The organism is Acrocarpospora corrugata (assembly GCF_009687845.1).
Lineage (GTDB): Bacteria > Actinomycetota > Actinomycetes > Streptosporangiales > Streptosporangiaceae > Acrocarpospora > Acrocarpospora corrugata.
The window spans coordinates 56,089-69,510 of sequence record NZ_BLAD01000067.1 but is presented as its reverse complement, the minus strand read 5'-3'; the positions used below and the strand labels follow the sequence as shown (position 1 = coordinate 69,510).

General features: G+C 68.2%; 13 protein-coding genes. 10 read left to right on the top strand and 3 right to left on the bottom strand.

Features of this window, described 5'->3' with window-relative positions:
• Positions 1–40 precede the first annotated feature (40 nt).
• Entirely contained in the window at positions 41–1,696 is a 1,656-nt protein-coding gene (locus tag Acor_RS45585) for a CDP-glycerol glycerophosphotransferase family protein (RefSeq protein WP_281353263.1), read from the top strand.
• Here Acor_RS45585 and Acor_RS26660 read toward each other — a convergent pair.
• On the bottom strand, positions 1,647–2,648 hold the full coding sequence (locus Acor_RS26660) for a glycosyltransferase family 2 protein (protein WP_155339519.1): 1,002 nt from the start codon (positions 2,646–2,648) through the stop codon (positions 1,647–1,649). The two genes, Acor_RS45585 and Acor_RS26660, sit on opposite strands and share 50 nt — an antisense overlap.
• A 94-nt stretch (positions 2,649–2,742) precedes the next feature.
• On the opposite strand from Acor_RS26660, the gene Acor_RS26655 reads away from it, so the two are divergent.
• Positions 2,743–4,197, top strand: a complete 1,455-nt coding sequence (locus Acor_RS26655) for an LCP family protein (protein WP_155339497.1) — start codon at positions 2,743–2,745, stop codon at positions 4,195–4,197.
• Here the strand turns inward: Acor_RS26655 and Acor_RS26650 are convergent.
• Entirely contained in the window at positions 4,183–4,806 is a 624-nt protein-coding gene (locus Acor_RS26650) for a TetR/AcrR family transcriptional regulator (RefSeq protein ID WP_246239141.1), read from the bottom strand. The genes Acor_RS26655 and Acor_RS26650 overlap by 15 nt on opposite strands.
• Before the next feature lie 49 nt (positions 4,807–4,855).
• Here Acor_RS26650 and Acor_RS26645 point away from each other — a divergent pair, with 49 nt between their 5' ends.
• Positions 4,856–5,806, top strand: a complete 951-nt coding sequence (locus tag Acor_RS26645; protein ID WP_155339496.1) for an NADP-dependent oxidoreductase — start codon at positions 4,856–4,858, stop codon at positions 5,804–5,806.
• 25 nt (positions 5,807–5,831) lie between these two features.
• Here the strand turns inward: Acor_RS26645 and Acor_RS26640 are convergent, their stop codons facing one another.
• Entirely contained in the window at positions 5,832–6,257 is a 426-nt protein-coding gene (locus Acor_RS26640; RefSeq protein WP_155339495.1) for a hypothetical protein, read from the bottom strand.
• Positions 6,258–6,385: 128 nt separating this feature from the next.
• Between Acor_RS26640 and Acor_RS26635 the strand changes: the two genes are divergently transcribed.
• The 7 genes from Acor_RS26635 to Acor_RS26605 all read left to right on the top strand — a co-directional run bounded on the left by Acor_RS26635 (position 6,386) and on the right by Acor_RS26605 (position 13,414).
• Positions 6,386–7,066: a response regulator transcription factor gene (locus tag Acor_RS26635; protein ID WP_155339494.1), complete on the top strand. Its 681-nt coding sequence runs from the start codon at positions 6,386–6,388 to the stop codon at positions 7,064–7,066.
• Positions 7,063–8,325, top strand: a complete 1,263-nt coding sequence (locus Acor_RS45580) for a sensor histidine kinase (RefSeq protein WP_155339493.1) — start codon at positions 7,063–7,065, stop codon at positions 8,323–8,325. The genes Acor_RS26635 and Acor_RS45580 overlap by 4 nt, the downstream gene beginning before the upstream one ends.
• 46 nt (positions 8,326–8,371) lie before the next feature.
• Positions 8,372–8,737: a PepSY domain-containing protein gene (locus Acor_RS45575; RefSeq protein ID WP_155339492.1), complete on the top strand. Its 366-nt coding sequence runs from the start codon at positions 8,372–8,374 to the stop codon at positions 8,735–8,737.
• Between the two features lie 206 nt (positions 8,738–8,943).
• The gene (locus Acor_RS26620) at positions 8,944–9,663 is read left to right on the top strand and encodes a dienelactone hydrolase family protein (RefSeq protein WP_155339491.1); all 720 of its coding nucleotides are present in this window, start codon (positions 8,944–8,946) and stop codon (positions 9,661–9,663) included.
• 79 nt (positions 9,664–9,742) lie between these two features.
• Positions 9,743–11,224: an AAA family ATPase gene (locus Acor_RS26615; RefSeq protein WP_155339490.1), complete on the top strand. Its 1,482-nt coding sequence runs from the start codon at positions 9,743–9,745 to the stop codon at positions 11,222–11,224.
• Positions 11,225–11,942: 718 nt separating this feature from the next.
• Positions 11,943–12,689, top strand: coding sequence for a hypothetical protein (locus tag Acor_RS26610; RefSeq protein WP_155339489.1), 747 nt, complete (start codon positions 11,943–11,945; stop codon positions 12,687–12,689).
• The gene (locus Acor_RS26605; protein WP_155339488.1) at positions 12,686–13,414 is read left to right on the top strand and encodes a hypothetical protein; all 729 of its coding nucleotides are present in this window, start codon (positions 12,686–12,688) and stop codon (positions 13,412–13,414) included. The genes Acor_RS26610 and Acor_RS26605 overlap by 4 nt, the downstream gene beginning before the upstream one ends.
• Positions 13,415–13,422 lie beyond the last annotated feature (8 nt).

Here is a 13,422-nt window from a genome sequence, read left to right as displayed (position 1 = left end):
CCTGGTCACGGCGGTTTTGTTGGGGTCGTATCCGGTTTTGGTGGTAGCTGCGCTGTGCCCGCTTCCGTGGGTGTTCGCGGTGTTCGGGGCGGTGTCGTACGCGGCGGAGGTGAAGCTGCCGAAGGAGGTGGCGGATCAGCTGGGCCGGGTGCATCTGGGGGCGAGTGTCAGGTTTCTGTCCCGGGAGATGGCGGCGGTGTTGCTGCTGGCTCGCACGGTGGGGCCGGAGTCGCGGTGGTTCGCGCTGCTCGCCGGGGGGCTGTTCCTGTTTCATGGGATGCGGGCCGTACAGACCGGGCTGGCGCTTTATCTCCGGCGCTGCCACGGGCTGAAGCCGGTCGAAACCCGGAACCTGGCCGTGCGGTTTCCGCCCTCGCCGCCGGAGACGCTGGTCAACTGGCATGGCGTCCGGCTGCTGTACGCCGATGTGCTGCCGGTCGGGCTGACCGCCGTGGGCGCGCTGACCGGAGTGGCCTGGCTGGGTTCCCTCGGCGTCGCCGCCGCCCTGACATTGATGGCGGCCGCCGTCCTCGCCCTGGCCTGGCACGTCCGGCGGGCCGCGCCGATCGCCGACCGGCGCAACGTGATCTGGGCGGTGGACGAGCAGGTCCGCGCCTACCGCCCCGAAGTGCTCCTCTACTTCTCCGGCCCCGCCAGCTCGATCTACCAGGCGTCCATGTGGCTGCCCGTGCTGGAGCGCGTCGACCGGCGAGCCATGATCGTCCTGCGGGAGCGCCCGCTGATCGGCGTGCTCGGCCCGACCACGCTGCCCGTGCTCTGCATCCCGTCCGCCGTCGACATGATGAACTTCCGCGGCCTGGACACCGCCAGGGTCGCTCTGTTCGCCTCCAACGTCGGCAACAACATTCACATGCTCCGCACCCCCGGCCTGGTCAGCGTCTTCGTCGGCCACGGCGACAGCGACAAGGAAGCCTCCTTCAACCCGTTCACGAAGGTGTACGACCAAGTCTGGGTGGCCGGGCAGGGCGGCCGCGACCGTTACCGGCGGGCGGCGGTCGGCGTCCGCGACTCCTCGATCGTCGAGGTCGGCCGCCCGCAACTGGCCGGAATCCAGACCGCAGGCCCCGGGCTGCCGTACCAGACCGTCCTGTACGCGCCGACCTGGGAAGGCTGGACCGAGGACCTGTTCCACACCTCGGTGACCACCATGGGCCCCCAACTCGCCCAGGCCCTGATCGACAACGCGTTGCACCTCATCTACAAACCGCACCCGCTCACCGGCCACCGCTGCCCCGCCACCCGCGGGGCCCACCAGCGCATCCTTGCCATCATCGCCAAAGCCGGACCGCTGGCCAGAGTCGCCACCGACGACCTGTACGCCTGCTTCAACGAGGCCGACCTGCTGGTCAGCGACATCTCCAGCGTCGTCGCCGACTTCATCGCCAGCGGCAAACCATATGTGGTGACCAACGTCGCCGGGCGGCCCGACTTCCGCGAGCGCTACCCGACCGCGCGGGCCGCCTACCTGCTCAGCCAGGACCTGAACGAACTCCCGGAGATCCTCGCCCAACTCGACAAGGACGAGGACGCCCTCGCCGGAGCACGCCGGGACCTGCGCAGCTACCTGCTCGGGGACGGCGATCCGATGGCGCGCTTCAACCAGGCGGTGGAGAACGCCTGCCGGGCTAGTGGAAGAGATCGTGCAGATCAGTGCCGGCCGGGCGCGGCTTGCTGAGCCGGGACGGACTGGTCAGGAACCCGGTGCCCCACGATAAATGCATGGTCGCGTACACCAGCGGCAGCCTCGCCAGCGCGGCGCCGGACAGCGCGCGGCCGGTCAGCACCGCGCCCACCAGGATGGCGAGCAGATAGGCGGCCGGGATCAGCGCGGCCGGCCAGAAGAACGGGGAGATCACCAGCCCGAGCACGATCCCCAGCACCGCCACCGGAGGCGCCAGATACCGGAGGTTGATCGTGCCCTCGTGCGTGCGCGCCACCACCCGCCGCCAGCGGCCGTAGTGGAAGTACTGCTTGCCCAGCGCCCGCGCGTTCGGCCGCGGCCGATAGGAGACCCGCATCTTCGGCTGGAACCACACCAGGCCACCCGTCTCGCGGATGCGGTGGTTCATCTCCCAGTCCTGGGCCCGCTCGAAATGCTCGTCATATCCGCCGACACGCTCCAGCGCCTCCCGCCGGAACACCCCCAGATACACGGTGTCCGCGGGACCGCCCTCGCCGCCGACGTGGAAGGCCGCGTTCCCGACCCCGATCTTCGAGGTCATCGCGCACGCCACCGCCTGCTCGAACGGCGTGACCCCCTCGGCGGCCATGATCCCGCCCACGTTGTCCGCGCCGGTCTCCCGCAGCGTCTCGACCGCCGTGCGCAGATAGTCCTTGGGCAGCATCGCGTGCCCGTCGACCCGCGCGATGATCTCGTTCGACGACTTGGCGATCGCCGCGTTCAGCGCGTTCGGCGTCCGCCCGGTCGGATTGGCCACCACCGAGACCCGGGGTTCGGCCGCCGCGATCGCGTCCGCCACCTCCTGGGTCCGATCACGCGACGGGCCGACGGCCAGCACGACCTCGATCGCGCCGTCGTAGTCCTGATCGAGAACCTGCTGCACGGCTTCGCGCAGGTGCCGCTCCTCATTGAGGACGGGCATGATGACGGAGATCGAGGGGTTCATCAGACTCGTTAGGGGCGCGTCGGGGACGGGGTTAATGGCTGCGCTCACGCTACTGTACGAACGGGCGTAGACGGCAACCTCAAGGGGGGACCGGGTGGAGGACTCGGGTGTTCACGTGGGCGGCGACGCCTACGGCGGGGTCCGAGTAGCCGCACCCCGCACCCGCCGCGTGCGGGCCAGTCTGCGCTCGCTGGTGATCACCGGATCGCTGTCCAGCCTGGTCCTGGTCGGGTCCGGATTCGCGTGGGCGATCCCCGGGTATCTGAGCGCGCAGATCGAGTCCGTGGACGCGGGGACGGCCGGTTCCTCCTCGCAGGGGGCGATGAACATCCTGCTCGTCGGGGTGGACAAGCGCGACGACCTCACCAGGAAAGAGCAGAACCAGCTGCACCTCGGGCGGCAGGCGGGTGAACGCACCGACACGATGATGGTGATCCACCTGTCCGCGGACCATCGCAAGGTGACCGTCGTCTCGTTGCCAAGGGACAGCTGGCTGGATGTGCCGGGGTTCGGCGAACGTAAGATCAACTCGGCGTACCAGTTCGGTGGGGCCAAACTCGCGGTGCGCACCGTGCAGCAGGCGACCGGGCTGCGGATCAACCACTACGTCGCGGTCAACGTGCTCGGCTTCATCGATGTCGTCGAGGCGCTCGGCGGGGTCACCGTCTGCACTCCCGTCGCCATCGACGACACCAAGACCAAGCTGCAGCTGGCCGCCGGCACGCACGAGCTCAACGGCGTCAACGCCCTGCACTACGCCCGCACCCGTGCCACCGGCCGAGCGGACCTGGACCGGATCGACCGCCAGCAGCAGGTCATCTCCGCCCTGCTGGCCAAAGCCCTCAGCGGCGACACCCTGACCAATCCCGCCAAACTGGGCGCGCTGGTCAACTCCACGCTGCGCACTCTCACCGTGGACGACGCCCTCGCCGAGAACTTCCTCGGCCTGGCCACCCAGCTCAAGGACGTCTCCACCGACGACGTCTCGTTCGCCACCGTCCCCCTGACCAACGTCAACTACCGGACGGCGACCGGCGAATCCGCCGTCCTCTGGGACAAGCCTTCCGCGAAGGACTTGTTCCACCGCATAAACACGGACCAGCCGCTGGTCCCGCCGGTCAAGCCCAGCAAATCGCCCACGGCGTCGCCGTCGCCGACCGCCACGACGATCCCCGCCAGCCGGATCGCGGTCCGTGTCCGCAACGGCACTATGATCACCGGGCTTGGGGCTCGTACCAAATCCGCGCTGCTCGCGGCGGGTTTCCTCGTCCCGGCCGCCCCCGGCGACACGGCCACCCGCAACTACAAGAACACGATCATTCGGTACGCGCCCGACCGTCTCGACTCCGCCCGCACGGTCGCCGCCGCCTTCCCGGGTGCCGAACTCCGCGAGATCCCCACCCTCGACGCCATCGAGGTGATCCTCGGGGCCGACAACCACACGGTCCAGAAGCCTCCGACTCCGACCCCCAAACCCACCCCGACCGCCGCGGCGACGCCCACCACCAAGACTGCCACCCAGAACATCTGCAAATCAGCCTCTGGATAGCGGCAGCCGGACGGCCGGCGGCAGTGGCGTCGGGACGGGGTTCGCCTGGAACGACTGGATCATCAGGGCCGCGAAGCGACGCGACGCCGCCACCCTCATCTCGGGTGCCTCGGCGCGGATGCCTTCGTTCGCCATCAGCGCCAGGCTGATGTCCTCCAGCACGAAATCCTCCCGCAGGGAGCCCGCTTCTCTCGCGCGCCGGACCAGTTCGAGCAGCTGGCGCAGCGTGCGATCGCGCTCGGCGGCGAAGTCGGGCGTTTGGGGAAGCTGCGAGGTGAACGCGCGGGCGAAGCCCCGGTCGAGGGCGTGCATCTCCATCAGCCTCTCGATCACCAGACAGAACCCCTGCCACGGGTCATCCGCCGCCAGGCCCTCCTCCACGATCGCCGAACACGAGGCCATCTGCTCGGCGAAAGCCTCGGTCAGCAGCGCTTCCTTGGTCTGGAAGTGCCGGTAGACGGTCGCGACACCGACCTCGGCACGCCGGGCGATCTCCCGGATCGGCACGTCGAGCCCTTCGGCGGCGAAGGCCAGCCGGGCGACCGCGAGGATACGCCCGCGATTGTCCCGGGCGTCCGAACGGAGAGTCGTTACCACTTGCGCTGCCACGGCTCTCACTTTAGGCAAACGGACGGGGTGCTCCGTTACGGTCGCCGAAATGAGAGCAATCCAATTCACCGAGTACGGTCCGGCCGGCGTCGTGCACGTCGCCGATGTACCAGCACCACACGCCGGACCGGGCGAGATCCGCGTCGCCGTAAGGGCCTCCGGAGTGTCGCCAGGAGAGATGCGCATCCGCTCCGGGTCGCTGCGCGACGTGGTGCCCGCGGCATTCCCGTATCGGACCGGATTCGACGCCGCCGGCGTGGTGGACGAAGTCGGCGACGGCGTCACGGGCGTGAACATCGGCGACGAGGTGTTCGGCATGACCAATTCGGCCACACGCGGCGCCAACGCCGACTTCGCGGTCCTGACCGCCTGGGCGCCCAAACCGGCCGCATGGAGCTGGGAGGAAGCCGGCGGCGCCGCCGGCAGCGTCGAGACGGCCACCCGGGTCCTCGACCGACTCGCGGTCGGCACCGGGCACACCGTCCTCGTGCAGGGCGCGGCCGGTGGCGTGGGCACCATCGCCGTCCAACTCGCGGTCGCCCGCGGCGCAACCGTCATCGGCACCGCGAGCGAACACAACCACGCCTTCCTGCGCTCTCTCGGCGCCGAGCCGACGACGTACGGGACAGGGCTCATCGAACGAATCCGCGCGCTGGCACCGTCCGGAGTACACGCGGTGTTCGACTGCGCCGGAGGCGCCCTGCCCGACCTCATCGCCATCACCGGCGACACCGCGCGCGTGGTGACAATCGCCGACCTCACGGCGGCGGCCCACGGCGTCCGCCTGTCACACGGAGCACCGGCCGACGACACCGGCACAGCCGTAGGAACCCACGCCGACCGCCTGGCAGTGCACGGCCTCGCGACCGCGGTCACACTCGCCAACGAGGGCCGACTGCGGGTCCCGGTCGCGGCAGCGTTCCCACTCACCGAGGCCGCGTCCGCCCACGAACTAAGCGAAACCCGCCACGCCCGCGGAAAGATCGTGCTGGTGAACTGACCGGACATCCATCGGCATCCGCGGCTCAGTCGTGCTTCTCGCGGGAGACCGGGCGACCGGCCTCGCAGTGGACTTCGAGTTCGACCTCGGTGTCGTTGGCTTCGAACTTCACTTTGGCGTGATTGTGGGGGCCTGGGTCGACATCATCGACGTGGTAGCCCTGGGCGGGGGTCCAGGAGAGAAGGGAAGCCTCGCCGCCCACGCAGGCGGCCACGGCGGAGCCGCCGCTCGTGGCGATGACGCGGATCTCGCGGGGGGCGCGAACGGGGGGCGACGCTGTCCGCGTCGACGTCGGGATCGCGCTCGGGCTGGGGGTGGCGGTGATCGGGATGTCCAGTTCCTGGCGGACTTCCTCCGCCGAGAGTGGCCGCACGCTTGGGCCGGTGATGACCGAACTGAGGGAGTTCGTCACCGCGACGCCCGCGACCATGGCCATCACGACGGCCGCCACCCATCCACCAACCGCAAGCAATGTACGCCGATTCACCCCATTACCTTCCCTGATCCAACGCTAAGCCCGAGTTAAGACGGCGATAACGGACTTATGCGCTTAACGACAACCGGCTAACGTGGCCGCAAATGGCAAACGTGCTGCTCGTTGAGGATGACGTCACCATCCGTACCGCCCTGGTGCGAGGGTTGCGGGATCGTGGGCACGCCGTGTCCTCGGCCGCCACCGCGCTCGACGGCCTGCGCCTGGCCCTCGACACCCGGCCCGATCTCGTCGTGCTCGACCTCGGCCTGCCCGACCTGGACGGCACCGAACTGCTGCGCATGCTCCGCGCCGTCAGCCGGATGCCCGTCATCGTGGCCACCGCCCGGGACAGCGAACCGGAAACCGTCCGGCTGCTGGACGCGGGCGCCGACGACTATGTGGTCAAACCGTTCACGGCCACCCATCTGGATGCCCGGATTAGGGCGGTGCTCCGCCGTACCGGCCAGGAGGACACCGACACGTCAGTCACGGTCGGCGGCCTGCACATGGACATCCGCGGGCGCGAGACCATACTCAACGGCGTTCCGATCGAGCTGACTCCGCGCGAGTTCGATCTGCTGCTCTACCTGGCGTCCCGCCCCGGCCGGGTGGTCACCAAGCGCGAACTCCTCACCGAGGTCTGGCAGGTCCCCTACGGCGGCACCGACAAAACGGTCGACGTCCACCTCTCCTGGCTCCGCCGCAAACTAGGCGAAACCGCCCAGGAACCGCGCTTCCTTCACACCGTACGAGGAGTCGGCGTCAAACTGGTCGACCCCACGTGAGACGGAGGCTGGCCCTCCTGGTCACGGCCACCACCTCGCTCGTCCTGATCGCGATGCTGGTGCCGATGGCCCTGCTGGTCCGTTCCGCCGCCGAGAACGGCGCCGTCGCCCAGGCCACCACCGAGGCCCAATCCGTCGCCGCACTGATCGGCACCGTCGACCTCGCCGCCCTCGCCCTGACCGCGAACCGCTCATCAGCCGCGAACGGCCACCAGATCTCCGTCTTCCTCCCCGACGGAACGGTCGTAGGCGCTTCAACCGCCCGATCCCCCGCCGTCGAACTCGCCGCCCGCGGCCGTAGCCTGTCCGCCGAAGCCCCCGGCGGCGGCCGGGAGATCCTCGTCGCCGTCCAGGGCGAAACCGGCACCAGCGTCGTCCGGGTGCTGCTCACCGCCGACGACCTGAGCCGGGGCGTCCAGGCCGCCTGGCTCGGCCTGCTCCTGCTCGGCCTGACCCTGATCGGCGTCGGCATGCTCATCGCCGACCGCCTCGCCGTCGCGCTCACCCGCCCGATGACCGGCCTCGCCCACGTCTCGCACCGCCTCGCCGGCGGCGACCTGGCCGCCAGAGCCGCCCCCACCGGCCCCCCGGAGATCCGCGCCGCCGCCCTGGCCCTCAACCACCTCGCCACCCGCATCGACGACCTCCTGCACGAGGAACGTGAATCGGTCGCCGACATCTCGCACCGCCTCCGTACCCCCCTCACCGGCCTCCGCCTCGAAGCCGAATCCCTCACCGACCCCGAAGAGGCCGAACGCCTCGGCGGCCGCGTCGACGCCCTCGACCGCGCCGTCACCTCCGTGATCGTCGACGTCCGCCGCCGCACCCGCGAACGCGGCTCCTGCGACGCGACCACCGTCGTCGCCGCCCGCGTCACCTTCTGGTCCGTACTCGCCGAAGAACAGAACCGCCCCCTCACCCTGACCCTCCCCGACACCCCCCTCCCGGTGGCCACCTCCGCCGACGACCTGGCCGCCACCGTGGACGCCCTCCTGGAGAACGTGTTCGCCCACACCCCCGAAGGCGTCCCCATGTCGGTACGGCTGACGCCCACCCCCTCCGGCGCCGAACTCGCCGTCACCGACTCCGGCCCCGGCATGCGCACCGAGGCACTGGAACGCGGCCGAAGCGGCGGCGACTCCACCGGCCTCGGCCTCGACATCGCCCGCCGCACCGCCCAATCCGCCGGCGGCACCATGACCCTCACCACCCCACCCAACGGCGGAACCACGGTCACGCTCACCTTTGCCACCCCTTAACCCTGGCAAAGCGCGCCTATATCCCTCCCCAAGCCACCGTAAAGCCATGAGAATCCGAACCGCCGTCACCGGCGCCCTGACCACCGCCGCCCTCCTCCTCACCGGCACCGCCGCAGCCTCCGCCGCCACCACCACGGCCACCGCGCCCACGGCCACCGCCCCCACGGCCACCACCCCCACGGCCACCACCCCCACGGCCACCACCACGACCACCGCCGACATCACCCGCGCCAAGGCCATCAAAATCGCCAAGAAGGCCATCCCCGGCGCCCGCGTCACCGACGTCGAACGCGAATACGAACACGGCCACCGCACCTGGAAAATCGAACTCCACAAGGGCCGCTACGAGTACGACGTCTACGTCTCCATCAAGACCGGCAAGGTCATCAAACTCAAAATCGACCGCGACTAACCATCGCGCTTTGGGACTGGGCGTGAGAACGCTCTAGTTCGCGCCTTCCACCTCGGATGCCATCCCGCCCGAGAACCCCTCAGCGGAACACGAATGCCTGGTGGTCCTGTCCGGCCGCCAGGCCTTCCGCACGAAATCCCACCACCCGCTCACCGCCGCCCGTAATGTCAGACGCTCAAGCACGGGGGCCAAGCGCGGGAGCCCAGATGACCGAGATCGACCTAACCCAGCAAGCCGCCCAGCACGGCGGATCCCAGCCCCTACGCGGATATCTCGCCACACCTCCCGGCGACGGCCCTTGGCCCGGCCTGGTGATGATCCACGAGATCATGGGCCTGGAACCGATGATGCTCCGCCACGCCGACCGCATGGCCCAGGCCGGCTACCTCACCCTGGCCGTCGACCTCTTCAGCGCGGGCGGCCTCCGCCGCTGCCTCGTCTCCACCATGCGCGCCCTCCGCAAACGCCAAGGCCGCCCCTTCGCCGACATCGAAACCGCCAGAACCTGGCTGACCGCCTCCCCCGACTGCACCGGCAAAGTAGGCGTAATCGGCTTCTGCATGGGCGGCGCCTTCGCCCTCCTCACCACCACCGGCTTCGCCGCCGCCTCCGCCAACTACGGCCCCCTGCCCCGCGACCTCGACACCACCCTCGCCAACTCCTGCCCCATCGTCGCCAGCTACGGCGCCCGCGACCGCACCCTCAAAAACGCCGCCCCCAAACTAGAAGCCGCCCTAACCAAGGCAAACGTCCCCCACGACGTCAAGGAATACCCCACCGCCGGCCACGCCTTCCTCAACGAGGACCTCTCCGGCCCCACCCTCCTCCGCCCCCTCCTCCGCGTAGCTGGCATCTCCCCCGACCCCACCGCCGCCCCAGACGCCTGGCACCGAATCACCAACTTCTTCGCCCACCACCTGCACTAACCCCACCTCCCGGCAGAAGGGTAAATGGATTTCACCTTCTAAGGTGAAACTGATTTACTGAATTCGGGAGGGCGATCTGATGGACAAGCCAGACAGCATCGTGGGCAGGGCGCGGCAGTGGCACACGCTCGACCGGTTCCTGTTCGAGGGCGACATGAGCGGACCGCTGCGCCTGGGCCTCGTGTCCGGCCGCAGGAGAACAGGGAAAACACAGCTGCTCGTGGCCGCCTGCGAAGCGCTGGGCGGCCTCTACATCCCTTCAGTCCAGGATGAGGGCGACCGAGCCGCCCGGTCTCGATTCGGTGCCGCGATCGCCGAGCACGCCGGCCTGAGCGCCTCCCTCCTCGGCGCACCGGAATCGTGGGAAGTCCTGCTCCGCGCAGCCCTGGACACGGCGGCACGCACTGCCCCACCAGGCGCACCCGCCCTGGTCGTGATCGATGAGTTCCCCTACGCGATGGCCGACGCACCCCAACTGCCGTCACTCATCCAGCACCTCTACGACGACTCCCAGAACAAGCGCGGCCCAGGCGGCCGCCTGATCCTCTGCGGCTCCGCCCTCAGCGTCATGCAGACCCTCCTCTCCGGCACCAAACCCCTTCGCGGCCGCGCGATCATGGACATGCGCCTCAACGCCCTCGACTACCGCGAATCAGCCCAACTCTGGAACATCGACAACCCGGAGACCGCGCTCCGAGTGCACGCCTGCGTCGGCGGCATCCCCGGCTACCACGCCCTGATGACCGGCCCGCCCGCGAACGTCGAAGACTTCGACCGCTGGCTGGCCGAGAACCTGCTCGAACCAGACCGAAGCGTCTTCACCCGCACCGAGGTCGACTACCTGCTCCGCGAAGACCCCAGAATCACCAACCGCACGATCTACTACGACATCCTCACCGCGGTCGCGAACGGCGCGAACACACCCTCCAAGATCGGCTCAGCCCTGGGCCGAGACGACAACGCCGTCCGATACCCCCTCTCGGTCCTCGAATCAGCCGGTTACCTGACCCGATCCCAAGACCTCCTCCGCGGCCGCAGACCCACCATCACCGTCTCCGACCCCGTCATCCGCTTCGACCGCCTGATCACCGCCCCCCACCTGGGCCAACTGGAACTAGGCCGCGCCGAACAGGTATGGCGCGCCGCCGCCCCCACGTTCCGTTCCTCGATCCTCGGCCCCCACTTCGAGGAACTCGCCCGAGACTGGACCCACCGCTTCGCCCCCGACGAACTCGACCACCCCACCGGCTTCGGCCAGGTCGGCTACGCCACCATCCAGGACCACACCGGCCGCGCCAAACACGAAATAGACGTCCTCGCCAAAGACGCCGACCGAATCACCATCATCGGCGAAGCCAAAGCCACCCTCACCCGCCGAGGCATCCCCGACCTCACCCGCCTGGACACCATCCGCACCCTCCTCACCCGAGAAGGCCACAACACCGAGGAAACAATCCTCACCCTCTTCTCCACCACCGGCTTCACCCCCGACCTGGAATCCACCGCCACCCAACGCCCCGACGTCGAACTAATCAACCTCAATCGCCTCTACGGCCATTGATCCACCCGAGGGCCAGGATCACGCAAAGTTACAGAACTATAGTTCCCGGGAACTACAGTTCTGTGACCTGCGTCACACGACTGCAAGCCAGCTACGTGCGGAGACGCGATCAGTACCCGAATACCTCTGCGGTACCGTCAAAGAAGCGCTCTCGTCTCATCACTGTCGGTAGCACTGGCAGATCCGGCACAAGGCCACAGCCAAAGTCGAACCGGCCGCAGTGAATGGCACAACGCCCAGGTCTCGTACTCGTCCGGGCTCCAGCTCGGCCTCGCGAAGCCGACCCCGGCGTGACAACGGCACGCGGATCTCCTGCTACTCGTAGCTCACCAAGGCCTCGTCGCCGCTACCAAGGGGATCGCGGAATATCGCAAAACCATCAATCCAGCCTTTCGGCCAGAGCAAACTAGACGAACACAGTAGGGGCTCCAACCACGGGAAATCCGCCGGTTCCGAGGCCGTGATTGCTCACCATCACGGGAATGGACTGGACAAAAGGCCAGAAACCCATCCAATAGTCTCGACCAATTGCTCCCGACATCATGCACGGCGTCATTATCCGCACAGAACGGTCAAAAACTTACCGAATTGCCCCGGAACATTTGCCTCACCTCCCTCGTTAGTGCCTGCAGAAGCGTGTGGGGGCACGAACTGCGGACATTGACCCACGGGAGCGGTGAAAGTGAGCACGGCTCAACCTTCCGGTATTCCGAAGTTTATGGGGCGGAACCTCGAACTTCTCTGGGCCGCGCGCATGGGGCGTCGCGACGGCCGACGCGGAATTCCATACGACAACGTCCCAGTCGGCGGCGAGTACGACTCCTACGGCTGGGACGAAAAGCAGATCACCAACTTCATCCGCAGTGTCACGGCCCGGGCCGGGCGGCGGCGCGCACGAGTCGTGCGACGGTTCATCGGCGCGGCCGAGCGCGAGCGCGGCGCTCTCCTCCAGGCATCCAGCCAAGTCATCGAAGGACACCGCACGCTGGACCGACTGCCACCGCTCCCGGCGCCGCCTGCTCACGCGAACCCGCACTACCCGGTGGCCTTCACTGAAGTGGCCGCCGAACGACGCGACGAACGGCTCCGCCGGGAACATCAGGCGACCGCCGCCGCCCTGTCCGCCGCCAGTCAGGCGCTCGCCCTCCGCCTCTCCGTCTACGAGGCCGCTGTACGGCAGATGCGTACCGACGTGAACGAGGTAATGGAATGGGCCAACGAAGTGGTGGCGCACTACCGGAACGCGCTCGATCGCCGCTACCTGGCCAACCGGCGCCGCGCCACGTACGACCAGGTTCGCATCCCCCACTGGGATCCGCCGCGCATCCGCTCCGAGGAGGGCGAGGAAGCGGTCCTGCTCTCCGCTGACCTGCTCAACCTTCTGCCTCCGGTCATCAGGAACGTGGTCGAAGAGGCTCTGGGCCACATCAGCGCCCCCGACGACACCCGAAGGGGGTCCGAGTGATCAACCGTGTGAATTTCCGGTTCCTGGCAGCGACCGGCCTGCTCGTGCTCACCTTCGCGCTCACCGGCTGCCAGGGGGAGGAGATCCCTGGCCGCAGGTGCGGCCTGGTGGTCGACGCGACCTCGTTCGCGCGGAACACCGACGTGCCGGAGAAGGTGAAGAAGAGCGTCCCGCTGTTCCTGAGCGACTGCGCCTTGGTCTCGTTCGCCGTCATCACCGGCTCGGTGGCCCAGTCCAACTGCCGGCACAGCCCCATGAACCTGGTCGCCACTTCCCGGGACAGCCAGAACGACAACCCGGTGCGCGCCAAGCAGATCAACCAAGCCCGCAAGGTCGAGGCGATGAGCGTGATGGACGAGCTGATGACGTGCGCCAAGACCGAAACGAAGCCCCCAGGCTCGGACGTCATCGGGGCAATCCTCGACGCGCGGCTCAAGGCGTCCAGCGTCGGAGAGCCCGCCCACCTAATGATCATCAGCGACATGGCCAACCGCACCGAGGAACTCGACCTCTACAAAGCGGATATATCAAGCCTAAACGTCAGAAATAACATTATATCCGCTATCAAGGCGAGCAATCGCCTGCCCAACCTCGCGGAGTCTACTGTCCAAATCATTGGATTCGGCATCAAGGTGACGCCTGAAAAGGTGCGGCAGCAGCAGTTGCTGGAGTTCTGGCAGGAGTTCTTCGCAGCGGCCGGGTGCCGTCAACCGACTTTCCTCTGATATATCGA